Annotated in this window: 13 protein-coding genes and 1 pseudogene; 4 read left to right on the forward strand and 10 right to left on the reverse strand. The window is 62.2% G+C overall.

All coding sequences use genetic code 11. The features are described from left to right. Nucleotides 1–475: 475 nt before the first annotated feature. Together JQ627_RS02375 and JQ627_RS02380 are read left to right on the forward strand one after the other, a co-directional pair. Entirely contained in the window at nt 476–3,376 is a 2,901-nt protein-coding gene (locus JQ627_RS02375) for a winged helix-turn-helix domain-containing protein (RefSeq protein WP_212482540.1), read from the forward strand. A gap of 79 nt (nt 3,377–3,455) precedes the next feature. Beyond that, nucleotides 3,456–4,664, forward strand: a pseudogene (locus tag JQ627_RS02380) (ABC transporter substrate-binding protein). Between the two features lie 87 nt (nt 4,665–4,751). Here JQ627_RS02380 and JQ627_RS02385 read toward each other — a convergent pair. The 7 genes from JQ627_RS02385 to JQ627_RS02415 all read right to left on the reverse strand — a co-directional run bounded on the left by JQ627_RS02385 (nt 4,752) and on the right by JQ627_RS02415 (nt 13,574). After that, complete coding sequence (locus JQ627_RS02385; RefSeq protein WP_212482541.1) at nt 4,752–5,453, reverse strand: hypothetical protein; 702 nt, start codon at nt 5,451–5,453, stop codon at nt 4,752–4,754. A 10-nt stretch (nt 5,454–5,463) separates the two neighbouring features. Beyond that, nucleotides 5,464–6,735, reverse strand: a complete 1,272-nt coding sequence (locus JQ627_RS02390) for an efflux RND transporter periplasmic adaptor subunit (RefSeq protein ID WP_212482542.1) — start codon at nt 6,733–6,735, stop codon at nt 5,464–5,466. Continuing rightward, nucleotides 6,732–9,914 (reverse strand): efflux RND transporter permease subunit, encoded by a 3,183-nt coding sequence (locus JQ627_RS02395; RefSeq protein WP_212482543.1) that lies wholly within the window; start codon nt 9,912–9,914, stop codon nt 6,732–6,734. Before JQ627_RS02395 ends, JQ627_RS02390 begins: the two co-directional genes overlap by 4 nt. A gap of 139 nt (nt 9,915–10,053) precedes the next feature. Continuing rightward, on the reverse strand, nt 10,054–11,010 hold the full coding sequence (gene rpoH / locus JQ627_RS02400; protein ID WP_409363794.1) for an RNA polymerase sigma factor RpoH: 957 nt from the start codon (nt 11,008–11,010) through the stop codon (nt 10,054–10,056). 146 nt (nt 11,011–11,156) lie between these two features. After that, nucleotides 11,157–12,578: an ATP-binding protein gene (locus JQ627_RS02405; RefSeq protein WP_212482545.1), complete on the reverse strand. Its 1,422-nt coding sequence runs from the start codon at nt 12,576–12,578 to the stop codon at nt 11,157–11,159. 58 nt (nt 12,579–12,636) lie between these two features. Then, nucleotides 12,637–13,317: a response regulator transcription factor gene (locus JQ627_RS02410; protein WP_212482546.1), complete on the reverse strand. Its 681-nt coding sequence runs from the start codon at nt 13,315–13,317 to the stop codon at nt 12,637–12,639. A gap of 77 nt (nt 13,318–13,394) precedes the next feature. Continuing rightward, nucleotides 13,395–13,574, reverse strand: a complete 180-nt coding sequence (locus JQ627_RS02415) for a hypothetical protein (RefSeq protein WP_212482547.1) — start codon at nt 13,572–13,574, stop codon at nt 13,395–13,397. A 231-nt stretch (nt 13,575–13,805) separates the two neighbouring features. On the opposite strand from JQ627_RS02415, the gene JQ627_RS02420 reads away from it, so the two are divergent. Further along, entirely contained in the window at nt 13,806–14,054 is a 249-nt protein-coding gene (locus JQ627_RS02420; RefSeq protein WP_212482548.1) for a hypothetical protein, read from the forward strand. 289 nt (nt 14,055–14,343) lie between these two features. Beyond that, entirely contained in the window at nt 14,344–14,733 is a 390-nt protein-coding gene (locus JQ627_RS02425) for a hypothetical protein (RefSeq protein ID WP_212482549.1), read from the forward strand. A 56-nt stretch (nt 14,734–14,789) separates the two neighbouring features. Here JQ627_RS02425 and JQ627_RS02430 read toward each other — a convergent pair whose 3' ends face one another. The 3 genes from JQ627_RS02430 to JQ627_RS02440 all read right to left on the reverse strand — a co-directional run bounded on the left by JQ627_RS02430 (nt 14,790) and on the right by JQ627_RS02440 (nt 18,593). Further along, entirely contained in the window at nt 14,790–14,990 is a 201-nt protein-coding gene (locus JQ627_RS02430; protein WP_212482550.1) for a hypothetical protein, read from the reverse strand. A gap of 429 nt (nt 14,991–15,419) precedes the next feature. Continuing rightward, entirely contained in the window at nt 15,420–17,243 is a 1,824-nt protein-coding gene (glmS, locus tag JQ627_RS02435) for a glutamine--fructose-6-phosphate transaminase (isomerizing) (RefSeq protein ID WP_212482551.1), read from the reverse strand. Between the two features lie 345 nt (nt 17,244–17,588). After that, nucleotides 17,589–18,593 carry an aldo/keto reductase gene (locus JQ627_RS02440; RefSeq protein WP_212482552.1) on the reverse strand — a complete coding sequence of 335 codons (1,005 nt, stop codon included), beginning with the start codon at nt 18,591–18,593 and terminating at the stop codon, nt 17,589–17,591. Between the last annotated feature and the right edge of the window lie 292 nt (nt 18,594–18,885).

The raw sequence follows: 18,885 nt of genomic DNA on the forward strand, positions 1-18,885 counted from the left end.
GAGACAAGCAGAGAAGTCTCTCAAATCCTCTTCCGCGATTTCCCATCCAGGCTCGGATAGAGTCGCCGGGCCCGAGCACGTCAGAGCAGCCGAGCAACTGTCAAAGCACCCTGCGGGGATCGGAATTGCGACGCTCCAAGACCCGTCGGCATTTCCGAGGCGGTTCGGACGAAATCATCAACCTGAATGTCATGAATGTCCTGCATCCCGGGAGGCATTGTCGTACGCGTATTGGACGCCAGACCTACATTCGTCCTCACGAGTTCGTGTAGCAAGCAACGAGCGTTTCGGACGCCTGCATCGCGCCATGGCGACCAGCCGGCTACTGAGAAGGTCTTCTTGACACTCCAACGGCCTCCCCTGTAGGACACCTGGGCACACTGACGCTTTCAGAATCTTGCCAGGGGCGGTGATCTTCGGGGGTCTCGTCACTCTCCCTAGATCGCGGCAGTGAAGCTGATCCACGGACCCCCTTATGTCGTCTTCGCCCGCTGCACGAACCTACTCTTTCGGTAACTGGCTCATCGATTGCCAGCGGAGAGAGCTGAGGTGCGACAACATCACAGTGCCGATCGGAAGCCGCGCATTCGAGATTCTCGAGAAACTGGCAAGTTGCGCCGGCCTCCTGGTCACCAAGGATGATTTGATCGGAAGTGTCTGGCCTGGCTTGGCCGTCGAGGACAACACGCTACAGGTCCATATCTCCGCCGTCCGCAAGGCGCTGGGCGAAGATCGCGATCTCCTCAAGACTATCTCGGGCCGTGGATATACGCTCGCCGGGACCTGGCGCAGCGGTCATTTGGATCAGCCTGCAGCGACATCGGTATCCGTCCCGGCCATCGAATCCTTTTCGAATAACCTGCCGAACACTCGCGCTCCTCTTATTGGGCGCGAGGATTGCCTGAGCGAAATGGCCGAATTGATGTCCGCATATCGGGCCGTGACTTTGGTCGGCCCGGGAGGTATCGGGAAAACAAAGCTGGCCATCGAACTTGCGCGCCGGGTCGCATCCTCATTCGATGGTTCTGTGGCGCTGGTCGAGCTCGCGACCTTGCAGGATCCGACACTTGCGACATCGACCACCGCCCGTGCGCTCAAGCTTGCCTTGAGTGACAAGGATGTTTCAGCCGCCAGCATCGCCCAGGCTATCGGGTCACGGCGTCTGCTTCTCGTCTTGGACAATTGCGAGCATGTCATCGACGTCGCTGCACAAATCGCGAGTGCTGCACTTCGCTATTGTCCGAATGTCACTATTCTTTCGACCAGTCGGGAAGGCCTCCGCATCGATGGCGAGTACATAGCGGCCATCCCGCCGCTGTCGGTTCCAGACTTTGAGTTGCGTGATCCCGATTTGCTGTTGCAGGCAAGCGCCGTGCAGCTCTTCGTCGCTCGCACCCAGGCGTTACGCGCGAACTTCGCTCCAGGCGCGGACGATCTGCTGAAAGTGGCTGCCATCTGTCGCCGGCTCGACGGAATTCCGCTCGCCTTGGAATTTGCCGCGGCTCAGGCCGCGAATCTTGGGGTGGACACCGTCTTGCTTCGCTTGGACAAGCGACTGGAGTTGCTGAGCGGCGGCCGTAGGGACCAACTGCCGCGGCACCAGACCCTGCGAGCGACACTGGACTGGAGCTACGATCTGTTGTCGCCGGACGAGCAAAGGCTGCTGTGCTGGCTCGCAGCGTTTCCGGCCGGCTTCACACTCGATGCGGCCATTGCAATGATGGACGACGCGTTGTCCCGGTCGGACGTCATCGAAACACTGTTCAATCTGGTCGGGAAATCGCTGGTCTCGCTCGACCCCTCCTTTGAAGGGCGGTGGCGCCTGCTGGAGACCACCCGCGCCTATGCCCTGCAGAAGCTGGCAGAAGCAGGGCTGTGCGAGCAGGCCAGCAGACGTCATGCGAGCTTTCTCAGGCAGCTCATCATGCCACTTGGCGATGCCTCCCCCGCCTCCGACGATCTCACCCGCCTTGCCCAGGAAATTGGAAACGTGCATGCGGCGCTCGATTGGGCCTTCGCACCCGGTGGCGAAGCCGCGATCGGCATAGAGCTTACGGCCGGCTTTGTGCCGGTATGGATGCAACTGCTGTCCTTCATGGAATGCTCGACCCGGATCGAGCATGCTCTCGCCCATCTCGACGGACAGCTGGCCTGCGACCCAAGGCTCAAGGCGCAGCTCTATGTCGCGCTAGGGTTCGCGCTTCTCAATACGACTGGCTCGGCGGACCGCATGAAAGCGGCCCTGAACATCGGCCTTGTGCTTGCCGAAGAACTGTCCGATCTCGAGCTTCAGCTCAAGGCTGTTTGGACGCTGTGGAGCTATAATCTCAACTCGGGCCAATACGACGCGGCCAGGAATGTCGGAGAGCGATATCTGGAGATCGCCCTCCGCACGGGAAATCCCGCCAACGAAACGGTAGGCCGCCGCCTGATCGGCGCCGCCACCCATTTTTACGGAGCGCAGGAGGAAGCTCGACGCGAACTGACCTTGTCCCTGGACCACTCGGCTCACGGATTGAAGGACGGCGCGAACCAGATGTGGTTCCTGCTCAACCAGAGTGTCCTGGCAAAGGCCATGTTAGCCCGCGTATTGCTGCTCCAGGGAAAGATCGCCCAGAGCAGATCCCTGGCCACGGAATGCCTCCAGGACGCGCAACGTGAGAAGGACAAGCTGGCGATCGCTTACGCGCTGCGGAACGCCGTGTGCCCCATTGCGCTGATGACGCATGATCTCGCCGCTGCCGATCAGGCGATATCGTCTCTCCTCGCGCTCGTCACGCGCGAGGGAATAGCTTTCTGGACGAGCTGGACGTCCTGCCTGAAGGGGCAGTTGCTCGTCCTGCAAGGCAGACATCACGATGGAATAGAGCTGCTGCGCAGCGGACTGAAAGCGCGGGCCGAGAACGGCTGGCTGATGCGCAATCCCGAATTTCTCGGATCGCTCGCCGAAGGACTGTTCGCGACCGGCGAGACTGCGCAGGCCCTGGCCGCCGTGGAAGATGCCTTAACTATCTCCCGGCAAGGCCAGCAATTGTGGTGCCTTGCTGATCTACTGCGGATAAAGGCCGAGATCCTGCTTGCCGATGGCTCGCCAGATCGGTCCCGCTCGGAAGTGCTGTTCTCCGAGGGCCTATCCGTTGCCAGAGAGCAGCAATGCCGCTTCTACGAGCTGAAGGTCGCGGCAGCCTGGGCAAGGATCATGGCGGGGTCGAACCGCCAGCAGACCGCGCTTGACCTCGTCGGTCCGGTCAGCGCCCTGTTCGATCGGGAGGTCGATCTTCCCGCGCTCGCCTTTGCGCGCGGTCTCGCTGCAAGTCCGGGCATCTCGATTTCGACATGTGCCGACGACCAGCCTGCATCCCGCACCTGCCACTAGGTTGCTGATCGCTCGACCGGGACGACATGTCCTACAGCGCTGGAGCAGCCCTCACACCCAATCCTCCGGACCGTACCAGATGAGCATCTCTCGACGACAGGTTTTAGGCGGTGTTGGCGCGTCGGTGTTTTCGCCCGGCATCATCCGCGCCCAGGGCACGAGACCGATCAGGATCGGCGAGATCAACTCCTATAGCAGCGCGCCTGCGTTTACCCTGCCCTATCGTCGCGGCTGGCAGTTGGCGGTCGAACAGCTGAATGCGAGCGGGGGCCTCCTTGGGCGAGAGCTGCAGGTCGTCAGCCGGGACGATGAAGGCAAGCCGAGCGTCGCGCTGCGTGCCGCCGAAGAACTCGTGCGCCGGAATGACGTCGATCTTCTGGCCGGCGCATATCTGTCGAATGTCGGACTGGCAATCAGCGACTTCGCCCGGCAAAATCGGATCCTCTTCGTGGCGAGCGAACCGCTCACCGACGCCCTCGTTTGGGAGCAAGGACATCGATATTGTTACCGGCTCCGCCCGTCGACATACATGCTGGCAGCCATGCTGGTGGAGGAGGCAGCTCAATTGAAGGCGACGCGGTGGGCGACGATTGCCCCGAACTACGAATACGGGTAGTCGGCCGTAAGATGGTTCACGCAGCTTCTAAGCCGCCGCCGTCCAGACGTCGAGTTCATCAACAGTCAGTGGCCGCCGCTGGGTGCCATTGATGCCGGCGTGGTCGTCAACGCCCTCACGCAGCAGCAGCCCGAAGCGATCCTCAACGTCACCTTCGGACCCGATCTCGCCAGATTTGTCCGGCAACGCAATGACCGCGGCCTGTTCGAAGGGCGACACGTCGTGTCGTTCACGACCGGCGAACCCGAATACCTTCTTCCCCTCGGGAAGGACGCACCGGAAGGATGGATCGTGACCGGCTATCCGGTGACCGAGGTCTTGGATCACGCCAACAACGCCTTCGTCTCGGCCTATTCCGCACGATATGGCGAGGCTCCCACGATGGGATCCGTGGTCGGTCACGCCTTGATCAGCTCCATCGTGGCGCCGATCGCGAAGCTCGGGAGATTCGATACCGAGGCGATGGCCGACGGCTTTGGCAACGTCGGCTTCGAAACGCCGTTTGGCCCGGCGATTTGGCGTTCCATCGACCATCAGAGCACCATGGGGACCTTCGTCGGCCGCACCACTGTACGGGGCAACAAGGGTGTGATGGTGGACTGGAAATACCGGGACGATGGAACAATGCTGCCGCCCGACGCCGAAGTCTTGAAGCTACGCCCGGCAACGTGAAGCGCTGGTACGGCCAAGGCTACGCGAGCCGACGTGTCATCCCCCGATCCGCACGCGGTGCGACGAGAGTCCTGTCGCTGCGTCGCCTCAGCATCCCGGCGGCAAGATCGGCGACACTCCCGGCGTTGGCGCCGCGCCTGAGGCGTTGGCCGGCAACACGGTCGCAGGCGCGGCGAGGTTCATCGAGACTCCTTCCGCGCAGGCCGTGCTGTTCGGGCTCGGCATGACGGCGGCATTTGGATCGATGCCGGTGCCGCCAGCGGCGCTGGTGTCCGCCAGGATCGTGCCGGGCGCGAGGCTGGACGGCACTTGCGGGATCGAGAGCGGCAGGGACGCAGCACTTGTCGCGAGCCCTCCCGGCGTCGAGCTGCATGCGACCGTCGTCCCCGTTCCCGCCGGTGCCGCTGCGGGAATCGTTCCGGTGGAGCTGCCGGTTTGCCCTGTGACCGGCAATAGCGGAGCGCCGATGCCTGATGCTGACGAGCCGATGCTCGATACGATCGGGGTCGCCGGCACCGGCATCGGGGACGTCGATGGCGTGGCGCAGACGACGACCGTACCCGGCGTCGTCGGATCCGAGGCGAGCGGAACAGGCGCCAGCGTCGTGTCGGGAACGCCAGGCTCGGTTGTTGCGGAAAACGGACCCGGACTGTTGAGCGGCGACGTCACGATCGCACCCGGTACGGTTGGAAGACCCATCGCCGTGGTGCCCATCGTTGAGACCTGCGCCTCACTCGAAGGACAGCCCAACAGCAGAACGATCGTTGTTGCGAGCACGATCCGGATCATCTCTATGCTCCTAACTGACCTCGACCTTGCGAATGGTGACCTTGCTGCCCTCCGCCAGGTTCACCGCCGGATTGAGCACGACCTGGTCGCCGGGCTGGAGGCCCTCGCGCACTTCCACCGTGGTGCCGAAATCCCGAGCGATCGAGACGTGCTGCAGATGAACGGTGCCGTTCCGCACGACCGCGACATGAAGACCGTTTTGATCGAAGACGAGCGCATCGGACGAGACTGTCACCGACGGCGTCTTTCGCGGGATCGACAGCTCGACCGTGCAGTAGATACCGGGACTTAAGGCACCGTCCGGATTGGGCACGTCGATCTCGGTCAGCAGAGTCCGGCTTCCCGGCTGCAATGCGCTTGCGATGCGTGTGACTTTCCCCGGAAACGTCCGCCCCGGAATCTCGGGGACGCGAATATCCGCGTCGACGCCCGGCGCGACTCCGAAGGCTTCGTCCTGCGGTACGAAGACCTGGGTTCGGATCACGTTGGAATGCATCAGCGTGAACATGAAGGTCGACCCGGCCTGCACCAGGCTGCCATTGTCCACGTTGCGCTGTGTGATCACGCCGTCGAACGGCGCCACCACCCGCTGATAGGCCTTCTCCTGCTGGAGGACTCGAATCTGGGCCTGCTGCGCCGTGATGTTCGACTGGGCGACACCCACGGCTGCTTGCTGTGCACGCAGCGTGAGACGATCGTTGTCCCCCTGCTGTGCCGTCAGCCAGCCTTGCTTGACCAGATTGCTGTCTCGCGCATTGGTGACGTCAGCAAGCTCCCGGCTCGCTTGCGCCTGCTGCAAGGCGGCTTGGTTTTGCGCCAGCGTCGCCTGGGCCTGGGCGATCTGCTGGTCGAGCTCCGGAGCCGTGATTTCCGCGAGAAGATCGCCTTTCTTGACCCGATCGCCGATATCCACATAGCGCTTTTCGATATAGCCGCTGGTCCGCGCGAAGATATTGGCTGCCTCGAACGCGGTCGTCGTCGCCGGCAAGGTAACCTTCATCAGGTCCCCGCTGGGCCGGACCGCCGCCACCCGCACCTCCGGAACGGCGGTTCGCACCTGCTCCGCCACTGCAGCGACCTCACGCGCCGCCTGATAGTGCCGCCAGCCGCCAATGCCGAGACCGCCCGCTAGCAGCAGAAGCATCCCTCCTCCGAGCAGTGCGCCGCCGTAACGGCGTCCGGACGGCGCGGCCTTGCCGGGGAGCTCGACGATGCGGCGGCTCTCCGCATCGGGCGGGTCCCGCGCCTCCTCGTCATTGGTCCGCACACGAACGTCGCTCATTCCGGTTGCTCCTCGAATACGCCGTGGTGAGGCTTGCCATCGTTACCTTTGCGCAGCATGGCAAAGAGGTACGGCACGATCAGCAATGTCGTCGGGGTCGCGAACAGCAGTCCGCCGATCACCGCCCGCGCGAGCGCGGCGTTCTGCTCCTCGCCCGGACCTCCGAGCGCCATCGGGATCATGCCCACGATCATCGCGGCAGCAGTCATCAGGACCGGCCGGATCCTGGTACGGCCCGCGCTCAGCGCCGCCTGGAATGCGGAATGTCCCTTCAATTGCTCATCACGCGCGAACGTTACAAGCAGGATCGAATTCGCGGAGGCGACACCGACCGCCATGATCGCCCCCATCAGCGAAGGCACGTTCAGTGTCGTTCCGGTAATGAACAGCATCGTCAGGATCCCGCACAAGGTCGCCGGCAGCGCCATGATGACGACGAAGGGATCGCCGAAGTTCTGGTAGTTCACGACCATCAGCAGGTAGACCAGGATGGCGGCAAACAGCAGGCCGATTCCGAGATTGCGGAACGACTGGTTCATGCTCTGGATCTGTCCCAGGACCTGGATCGAATTACCCGGCTGGAGCTGCTTCTGGAGTATGGAGGTGACCTTGTTGATATCGGCCGCGACGCCGCCGAGATCGCGACCCTGGACGCTCGCATAGACGTCAAACACCGGCTGGACGTTGGCCTGGTTCGAGTTGGTGGGGACACTACCCCGCTTGAACGTCGCGACATTGCTGAGGAGGCCGGGCACCGTCTGCCCGCTCGCGGCAAGCGAGGCCGACACCGGGGTGTTTCCCAGTGCGTTCAGCGAATTAGCCCTGTATTCGGGCGTCTGCACGGCCAGATAATACGGGATGCCCGACGTCGGATCGGTCCAGAAGTTCGGCGAGACCTGAGCCGACGAGCTGAGGCTGACATTGATATCGGTCGCCACCGTGCTGGCGTTGAGCCCCAGCTGCGCGGCCCGCGTGCGGTCAATGTCGGCATAGAACGCCGGAGCATCGACTTCCTGCTGCAGATGCGCATCGACGACACCGGGGATCGCCGCGAGGCTCTTCTGCAGCTCCTTGGCCACGGCCAGATTGTTGGCGCCATAGCCAACCGTGCGGACATCGATCTGCGCCGGAAGACCGAAGTTCAGGATCTGCGTCACGATGTCGGCCGCCTGGAAATAGAACGTATCCTCCGGGAATGTCGCCGGCAGCACCTGGCGCAGTTTCCTGACGTAGTCCGCAGTCGGTTTGTGTCCGTCCTTGAGCGACACGAGAATGGTGCCGTCGTTCACACCGATCGTCGAGCCGTCGGTGAATGCGAGATTGTAGGGACGCGCCGGAAGCCCGATATTGTCGACGATCAGCGCCCGGTCCCGCTCCGGAATGACCTCGCGGATCTTGTCTTCGACCGCCTGGAAGATCGCTTCCGTCTTCTCGATGCGGGTGCCCGCGGGCGCGCGAACGTGGAGCTGGATCTGGCCGCCGTCGATCAGGGGATAGAAATCCCTACCGACATAGACGAACATGGTGGCCCCGAGCGCCAGCACCAGGACCGCGACGACCGGCACGACAACGCGATGCCGAAGCAGCGTCGTCAGCAAATCGGAATATCCGTTGCGCAGGCGCTCGAACCCACGCTCGAACATCTCAGAGGCGCGGCCGAAGATGCCCGATGGGCCTCTGCCCTCGCCATGGCGCCGTTCGCCTTTCAGCAACAGGCCGATGGTGATCGGCGTCAGCGTTCGCGACAACGCATATGACGCCAGCATCGCGAATACCACCGCCAGACCCAGCGGCGTGAAGAGGTATTTGGCCGGCCCTTCCAGAAATACGACCGACGTAAACACACAACTGATCGCGAGCGTGGACACGAGCGTCGGCACCGCGATTTCGGCCGCCCCGTGGAGCGTCGCATCAGCCAACGGCATACCTTCCTCGGTCCAGAGCCGGTGCGTGTTCTCGATCGTCACCGTCGAATCGTCGACCAGGATGCCGACCGCGAGTGCAAGCCCACCGAGCGTCATCGTGTTCAAGGTCTCGCCGAGACAATACAGCACGACCAGAGAAGACAGCATCGCCAGCGGGATCGAGATCAAGACGACCAGTGTCGATCGCCACGATCCGAGAAACAGCAGAATCATCAGCGCCGTGAGGCCGGCCGCGATCGCGCCTTCGCGCAGCACGCCATCGACCGAGTGGGTGACGAAGACCGACTGGTCGAACAGCTCATTGATCTTCATCCCTGCAGGAGCAGCCGCACGAATCGACGTCAAGGCCTTCTTCACGCCGTTAACGACAGCGAGCGTCGATGCATTTCCGTTCTTGATCACGCTGAGCAAGACGGCGCGATGACCGTCCTCGCGCACGATGTTCTGCTGGACCTGGGAGCCGTCCCGGACCTGGGCCACATCCTTCAGGAAGATCGTGGCCCCGTTCACGAACTTGACCGGGATCATGTTGAGATCCTTGATCGAGGCCGGCGTGGCGTTGGTTCGAACGGTGTACTGGGTGTCGCCGATTTTCGCGGTGCCGGTGGGCAGCGTCAGATTTTGGGTGTTCACCGCATTGACGATGTCGAGCGGCGTCAATCCACGCGACAGGAGCTTGTTCGGATCGATGTCGACCATGATCTGGCGGTACTTGCCGCCGGCAGGCGTGGGCAGCGTCACGCCCGGAACAGGCGCCAATTGCTGCCGGATACGGTAGATGCCGAAATCGTACAATTGCTGCTCGTTCAGACTATTGGACTCGAGGCTGAGCTGCAGCACCGGTACGCTCGATGCATTGAACTGCACGATGATCGGCGGCTGAATGCCCGGCGGCATCAGGGCGCGGATCGCGTTGGTTGCCGAGACGATCTGCGAGATCGCGAGGTCGAGATTGACGTCCGGCTGGAAGTAGATCTTCTGAACCGACAGGCCGTTGAGGGTTTGCGCCTCGATGTTCTTGATGCCGCTGACATTGGCGCTGATCGAATACTGGCTGTAAGTGCTGACGCGCTGCTCCATCTCAGGCGTCGACAGGCCGGTGTAGCTCCACACCACCGTGACGACGGGAATGCGGATCTCCGGAAAAATATCCGTCGGCATCGACCAGATCGCGATGCCGCCGAGGAACAGAATCAGCGCCGCAAGCACATAGAACGTGTGCGGAAACCGCAGCGCGAAGCGAACAATTCCCATGGTAATTCTGCCTGAAGCAAGTTGCGCGGGATCATTGAGCAGATGAGGACGGGAGGGCATCCGTTCAAATGAAAACGAATTCAGATGCTCCGCGGCGGGACAGACATCATTCGTACCGGCATCACCGCTTCTCGATCGCTCATGGAGCGGTGAGTTCCCGTGGCCGTGAGCCCGAGGCGCCGTCGGGGCGCTTGCGTGCCGCATCCTGCACGGCAAGAATTGCGGCTCGCCTGACCTTGGCAAAAGCGCGGATCTCGATCTGCCGAACCCGCTCGCTGGAGATCGAAAGCTCGAATCCGAGCTGGTCCAGCGTCACCGGGCATTCCGCCAGCCGCCTCGCCTCCAGAACATGACGCTCGCGCGCCGTCAGCATGCCCAGCGCAGCGCGCAAGGCGTTGGTACGGCGCTCCGTCTGCTCATGATCGGCGAGCACCGTCTCTGCGTCGATCGCCTGATCGACCAGCAACGCTTCCCACTCGGTTCCTTGGTCGTCGTCGCCAACGCGCGCGTTCAGCGACATGTCACCGTTCAGGCGGGAATCCATCTCAATCACGTCTCGCGCCGTGACGTCGAGCCTTTCCGCGATCGTCTCGGCGACATCGGGCGTGAGCGCTGCCATCGCGCCGCCGGTGGCTTTCCTCATCTCGCTGCGAAGCCTGAAGAACAGCTTCTTCTGCGCTGCCGTCGTACCGATCCTGACCAGAGACCAGGAACGCAGGATGTATTCGTGAACCGAGGCCTTGATCCACCAAACTGCATAGGTGGAGAACCGCGCACCGCGGCCAGGTTCGAAGCGCGACGCCGCGATCACGAGGCCGAGATTTGCCTCCGCAATCACATCGGCCAGGGGAAGACCATATCCCTTGTAGCCGCGCGCCACCTTGGCTGCGAGCCGGAGGTGGCTCGTGACGAGCGCGTTCGCGGCACTGCGGTCCCGCGTCTCCTGCCAGCGGCGTGCAAGCTGCTGTTCGTGACCGGGTTCAAGCAGTTCATAGCGCCTGATGGCCGCGGAATAGGCGCTGAGGAAAGGGAGCGACGGGGCTCCAGCCGCTACAGTCATGGCATTATTCCTCGCGACTTCGTGGCGGATCTCCATCTATCACTCCCACATACGAAACCGGCGAGCGGACTCTAGGAGGCCTTCGAAGGTGGAGGCCACTGAATTGAACGTAACAAACCTGAATTCGCCTTCAGACATTCGGCATGTCCTGGCATCGAGAGCATCACGCATCATGAGGGGCATCACATCTGGTTGACGGTTGCGAGAGGTGAGGTCCGGGACCGGCATGCGGCGGCCTTGCTCGCCCTCCCGGTCCAGGCAAGGATCTCGACCTGCCCGCCGGGAGCCGGACCGATGATCAATCGAAAGCCGTGCAGCTTGACGATGGCAGCCACCAGGCTCAATCCCAGCCCTACCCCCGGCGTGTTGCGCATCTTGTCGGAACGATAGAATCGCCGCAGCACCGCTTCGCGCTCCTGCGTGCTGATGCCGGGTCCGGTGTCACTTACGCGCACGAGCGCGGTGTCGTCTTCCGACACCAGTTCGAGCCTCACCTGGCCGCCGGGCGGCGTAAACTTGACGGCATTGTCCACGAGATTGGCCATCGCTTCGAACAACAGGTCCCGATCGCCCCACACCTGCACATTGCGATCGATGACGACGCCAAGCCCGATGCCCTTGTCTTCGGCGATGGGCTCATAGACGTCGCACACCTCACGCAGGATCTCGTCGAGCGCAACATTACCGAAACCGGCGGTGCGGCGGCTGTTCTCGATCTCGGTGAGGCGCAGCAAGGCGGTGACGATCGCGAGCGACTGATCGATTCCGGCCATTGCCTTGTCCGTGACCTCCTGGAGCTGCTCCAGGGTGGTCGCATGCGTTCGGCCGCGCTCCAGCGCCAGGCGTGCGCGCGTGAGTGGTGTCCTGAGATCATGGGCGATATCGTTGCCCACACCAGCAAGCGCGTTGATCATGGTCTCCATCTCGGCGAGCATGCCGTTGACGATCCTGGCCAGTCGCGCGAACGGATCGTCGGAATTGTCCTCCGGAAGCCGCTCGCGCAACTCCCCGGCCACGATCCGCTGCACCCGCTGGTTCACCTCTTCCACGCGTCTCTGGGCGCGAACACTCAGCCACGCCCCGGCCAGCAGACAGAGACAGAACGCCGGCAACAGGCCGAGCGCGAGCGCCTGCCCCACCACACTCGAGATTTCGCGCGTCTCATCGACGTTCCGTCCCATCACCAGGACATCGCCGTTCTCGAGACGCCTGCCCACGACTCTGATGACCGGTCCGTGGACCGCCGATTTCTCAATGAGGTCGAGCCGCACACCCTGCGCCGCTCCGCCGAGATCGAGCGCGCGCGGCAAGCTGTCGATGTTGCCGGCAAGCCGGGTGCCTGCACTTTTGAAAAGTCCCGCGTACTGCACGCCTCTGGAATCCTGCTCGAGATGATCGGAGATCGCTCCGATGCGGCGCGCCGATGGCAAATCGGCGATGAAGTTGATCCGGGTCGTGATCATGCGGTCGGATCGTGCGATCAGATAGTCGTCGAGCTTCCAATAGGTGAACGCGAACAGCCCGACCACGAACAGCGCAAATGCGGCCGCCACCGCCAGGGCCCAGAGGAACGTGTTCGAACGGATGAACTGAATCTGGCGCATCGAACCGGCACTTGATATTCGTACGAGATGGCTCCGCGAGCCCCTGGGTTCCGCGTCTTTATTGGCGCGAACGCAGAATGAAGCCGGAGCCGCGAACATTGTGGATTAGCTGCGTATCGCCGGGACCATCGACCTTATGGCGCAGCCGGCCCATATGTACGTCGATCAGATTCGTCGTTGCCGGAACGAATTTGTAGTTCCAGACCTCTTCGAGCAGCATCGCGCGCGTAAGCAACTGGTCGCTCCGGCGCATCATGTATTCGAGCAGGCGGAACTCACGCGGCAATAGATCGATCTCGCGCTCGCCCCGTCTCGCGGTCCGCTCGATCAGGTCGAGCTCCAGCGGTCCGACATGCAGCGTGGTCTCGCGGCTGTCCATCGGACGACGCAGCAATGCCTCTATGCGCGCGACGAGTTCGATGATTGCGAACGGCTTGGTGAGATAGTCGTCTCCCCCCATACGCAATCCGCGTACCCGATCGTCCACCGCGCCTAGCGCACTGAGAACTAGCACCGGCGTCCCGACCCGGTCCTTGCGCAACGCCTCGATGACTGTCAGTCCGTCCATTCCGGGCAGCATGCGATCGACAATCATGGCATCAGGACACGCGGCGCGCGCCTGGTCGAGACCGTCGACGCCGTCAGGGGCCCATTGAACGTCGAACCCGCGATCGGCGAGTTCGGCGACGATCACCTCGGCGGTTTCGGCATCATCTTCGATCAGAAGAATCCGCGTCATGATCCTGCTCCCACGTTCTGCGAGGCGTTTCGGCCTGCGGCGGAGGAGCACGGGCTCAGCGGTCGGGGGCGTCATGTTCAATGTCCGCCCGCTCTGAACGCGCGACGCCGCGCCAGCCTGCCACAAGCCACGCGTTGTCTGACGACATAGTCCTGCGGAGCATGGGGCACCACTAAATAGCGATTCAGGAAGCGCGCCATGCCCGTCGTCAACAGGGCCAGCGCGATGGCCATACGTCTCGCTGTCGTCGTGATCATCTTCCGCCTCCATTTGAACTGCGCTTTCATCAACATATGCCTGCGATGCGCTCCCCGTTACTCTCAAGGCAACGGATGTTGCGCATTCGCACGATCGTGCTTGCAGCGCCGCGCCGGCTCACAGGCCGTTGAGATCCGGTGAGCAATTCGTGCATTTGGACGACGCCCGGCCGTCCATACGTTGATGGTGAGCCGCTTGGTCGGCCTGATGTCATCAAAGGAGAAGCCGAAATGACCACTCTCAAACTCTTGTCGACGGGATTGATTGCAGCCGCCGTGCTCGGGGGACCCGTCATGGCGCGCGAGCACCATGCCGCCATGCGACACCCCGCGATGACAACCGATACGGCCGCATCGGGTGCGCCCTTCTATCAGCAGGACGGCCGCGTCTGCGTTCCTGCGCCGCGCGTCGGCGCTTTCGCGACGGCGCCGTGGACCGGCAACAACGTGCCTTGCGAGCCCGGCACGGGCAGCTTCTGATCGCGGCATTACCTTGGCCGGCCGGGCGCCTCGGTCGGCCGCTGTCCATCGAACGCCGGGGGCGGGCTGGAACCTTCAGCCTGCCCCTTCCAGGGGCCGCCGCGCCCGCGGCAGGATCAACTTCCCTACCGGTGCGCCTTGTTCCTGAAGTCGAATTTAGTGGGATTGCCGCGCATCGCTCCTACCTCTCCTTTCATCACGAGCCTTGGCATCCTGGGCTTCGGCGACGGCACGACGCGGGAGCTGACTGCATGGATGGCCAGGCAGATCGACACGAAAGGAGTGTCCCATGAAGCGAGCAATCATGATTTTGGCAACAGCGGCCCTTGCCTCGACCCTGGCCATCGGCGCGGCCGAGGCGCACGGCGGTGGCGGTGGCCACGGTGGTGGCTTTGGCGGCGGCGGCCACGCTGGTTTTGGCGGTGGAGGTTTTGGCGGCGGACATATGGGCTTCGGCGGCGGCGCGCATTTCGGCGGCATGGCGCATGAGGGAGGCTTTGGGGGCGAACATCTCGGATTCGGCGGTCATGCCGGCTCCGGCGGCATCGGCCTGCGCCAGCATGCGTTTCACCGCTTTGGTCGCTATCGACCCGGATACGGATTCTATGGCGCCTACCCAGATTGCTACGATTGGTATGAGTTTCACCCCGACCAGCCGTTGCCGCTGAGCTGCAGCTAGTCCGCACGCACGGCGCTCCAGCGCCTGCTGGCGTCAAATGAGACCCTCAATCGGCTCTAGGAGGGGCGGAAGCCCGGAGGCATCGTTCGCCAGACTTTGTCCTTGAGGCAATAGGCACGGGCGCCTTCGGGAATATCTTCGGCGGCGCCGCCTTCATATTGCTCGTAAAGGAGCGCCGGAAACAGCCTTCCTCTGATGACTTTAACCATATCACCACGTCGAATGTCCGCGCCGGCCGTTCCCGTCAAAACCGACATGATCCCTCGCGAAGCGAACGTAGGATGCCAAACGAACTCGTCGACCGGACGGGCTTGTCTGAGGCTATATTGAAGCGGAACAGTCTTCCAATAACCCGAAAGGACTACTCCCTGATCGGGCCGCCTTTGCGGACTGACGCCGAAGACTCTCCGAGGATCCGGCTGCGGAGCGGGCGCAAGGTGCTAGCTCGTTTCTGAGCAACAGCGGCCCCGCCAACGCGCGTACAATATAGCGAGGCCGCCTGCCCTACGGACTTCGGTGCTTATCCTGGGCCCGAAGGCCGCCAGATTCTACGCCAGGCCGCTGAGAACGACGAATGGTCGAAAGGGGCACCCATTTCGGAGCGTCCTGAGCTGTCGGACCGGAATCCTGGTTCGGACGGCAGCTCTCTTTGAATCGGAGGCCCAGCGGAAGTGGCGCGACACCGACTATTCGACGGTCACCGACTTCGCGAGATTCCGCGGCTGGTCTACGTCGGTCCCCATAATCGCGGCAGTGTGATAGGCAAGGAGCTGGAGCGGCACTGCGAGAGCCAGCGGCGCCAAGATCTGGGGCATATCGGGCAAGGCCAGGATCGAGCAACCACTGGATGCGGCGAGCGAAGCACCTCTCTGGTCGGTCAAGAGGATGATGCGGCCCCCGCGGGCGATCACCTCCTGCATGTTCGACATGGTCTTTTCGAACGTCGCGTCGCACGGCGCAATGACAACGACCGGCAGGCCCTTGTCGATCAGCGCGATCGGTCCATGCTTGAGCTCACCGGCCGCATAGCCCTCGGCGTGAATGTAGGTGACTTCCTTGAGCTTGAGGGCTCCCTCCAGTGCCAGCGGATAGTTGGTGCCCCGGCCGATGAACAGAGCGTCTCTGGCCCTGGCGATCTCACGCGCGAGCTCATGGACTTTCGGCTCCAGTTCGAGTGCGCGGGCCATATAGTTTGGAATCTCGGCAAGGGCTCGGACGAGTGAGCGCTCGTCTTCGACCGAGAGCACCCCGCGACTGCGACCGGCCGCGATCGCAATGCAGAGCAAGGTTGCCAGCTGACAGGTGAACGCCTTAGTGGATGCAACCCCTATTTCCGGACCGGCCAATGTGGGCAATACGATGTGGCTCGAACGAGCCATCGTCGAGGTTTGCACGTTGACGACGGAAAGAACACGCTGACCGTGGGTCTTGGCGAATTCCAACGAAGCAAGCGTGTCGGCCGTTTCGCCGGATTGCGACACGAAAATCGCCAGATTGCCCGCGCCGAACGGAACGTCGCGGTAGCGGAACTCCGATGCAATATCGATTTCGACCGGCAGCTTGGCGTAGCGCTCAAACCAGTACCTCGCGATCAGACCGGCGTAGAAGGCGGTGCCACAAGCTACAATCGAGACGCGATCGACCGTTCCGAAGTCCACATCTACGCCTGCCGGCAGCCTGATCGTCCCGTTGCGGTCGATATATTGTGCAAGCGTCTGCCCGACCACGTCCGGCTGTTCGTGAATCTCCTTTGCCATGAAGTGGCGATGCTCGCCCTTGTGAACAATCACAGCCGCACCAGCGATTCTGGCCGACGCACGGCGGAGACGCGCGCCGTTCACGTCGATAAACTCGATCTGCTCCCGGGTCACGACCGCGAGATCGCCGTCCTCAAGGTAGGCGACCATGTCAGTCAGAGGTGCGAGCGCCATCGCATCCGAACCCAGAAACATTTCGCCGCACCCGTAGCCCACTGCAAGCGGGGAGCCCTTTCGGGCACCGATCAGAAGATTGTCGTGCCCTTCGAACAGGAAGGCGAGCGCGAACGTTCCGTTCAAGCGCGGAAGCACCTTACGCACCGCTGCAATCGGATCGCATCCGTTCTTCCGCTCGCGACTAACGAGATGCGCAACCACTTCGGAGTCGGTTTCGGTCGCAAAATGTGCACCGGTCGCTTTGAGGTCGTTGCGCAATTCTCGATGGTTTTCGATGATTCCATTGTGCACAATCGCCACACCGTCAACCATGTGAGGATGCGCATTCGTCTCATCGGGACGGCCATGCGTCGCCCAGCGCGTGTGACCAATTCCAATCCGCCCAGAAAGCGGCTCCGAGTCGAGCCGACTCTTGAGGTTCGCGAGCTTTCCGACCGCACGACGTCGCGTCAGAGACCCTTCCTCGAGAGTGGCAATGCCCGCGGAATCATACCCGCGATATTCAAGCCGCTTCAGCGCATCCAAAAGGAGAGCAGAGGCTGGCCCCCGCCCGACGACACCAACAATTCCGCACATGGCCTGTCTCCGAGCAACTACCAACGGCCCCACGAAGCGCAACCGCGATTGCGGTCAACCTCTTTAATGCGACGGCAGCGGCGTGATGCCTTGGCCTTTGGCCTGCCCTGATGCGCATGCTTCAGCGTGACGCTCAAGCCATCTTCCTCTCGGCCGCCCGCGCGCCTATCGAATGTCATCGACAACTGACGGGTACTATTGTGGGACGCGAATTCTAGCACACGCAGCCGCCGATTGTATGATGATGACGGAGTAGACCTCATGCCCATATTCGAGCCCTGCAGTTGATCGCTACACCGGCACCAGCATGACCAATCGCGACAACAGACACTGCCCGAGCCGCGATCAGCATCTCTCGGCGCGCCGATCATTCGAGGCGCCGCACATTCGTTCAGTTTGCCGCGGCTCGTTCGAGAGCTCGGCGGCTATGCGATTCAGCTGATGAAGCGCTGGAGTTTGCGCTAACCGGAGCAAATTGAATGCGAGATGCTCTTTCCGAAACATCGAAAACAGAGTGACTCCTGCCGAGTTCGTTGCCAGCGCATAGTCCACGACAAATGCAGCAGCGATTTCGGTGAGGTCGCCGCGATATCCAATCTCGTACAGGCCGTTCAGTATTTCTTTCTCCGATCCCATCCTTGCGACAAGCGGATCGAGGCTCGAAAACGATCCATACGTGACAAACGTCCTCCGCCGCGCAGACGCCGTTGATTTCTGAAGATTTGGCTCGAGCGGATTATTGGCGATCTGTATCAGCCGGTACGGTAAAGATTCATGGAGTTCGTCAATTCCGACCTCATTATTGCCTGCAATCGAAACTGCGCGGGCCTTCCCGTCCTGAACGATGCGCTCGACCGCCCGAATGATGTCTTCGCGAATAACCTCCTCACGGGTGGGACGGTGGAGAGCAAGCACATCTACATAATCCGTGCGAAGACGTCTCAAGCTGTCCTCGACGCTCGTCCTGATCAGCTCGGCCGATAACGGCACTTTGAAGGGCTTTGGCTTCACTGCAGAGAGGCGCGGGCCAATTCCGGGAAACACCGCAAGAGACGCGCGCGCTATCGGCTTCAGGATTCGCATGACGCCGGAGGGACCACGTGGACGCATCCCGACCTTTGTGCAGATATGGACGCTGCCGCGCTTCGTGGATGCGAATTGGCCCCAAATCGACTCGGCCATGCCATCGCCATACGAAGGCGCCACGTCGTACCAGGTTATTCCGGCGTCGTATGCGCGCTCGAGCGCCTCGATCCCCCGGCGAGCCCCAACGCGCCCTCCGAGCGACGCGCAGCCGAAGCCGATGCTCGATACATTGGCGCCGAGAGCATCAACCCAGACCATCTTCATCGCAAACACCCTTGACTGCGTCGTTTGCGCTCAACTCACTGACGTCAATCGTTCGAGGGCGCGCACTTCCAATGCCGGCGACCGCCTTCCGGCAAGCCCCCGCTGAAGCAACTCTGCAGGTTTGTCCGGCTTCATCTTCATGCAAATGGATGATGACGGGGTTGGCTTGGACATTATCTCCGCTGCGCCCCTGGATTTTGAGACAGCGGCGAGCCTCCACGGAGTAATCCGTTCGAGCGGCTGTTGGCAGTTCGGCTCCGCCGCCATCGTCAGGTGCGCTCATTTGCGCAAT

Source organism: Bradyrhizobium liaoningense (assembly GCF_018130785.1).
GTDB lineage: Bacteria > Pseudomonadota > Alphaproteobacteria > Rhizobiales > Xanthobacteraceae > Bradyrhizobium > Bradyrhizobium liaoningense_A.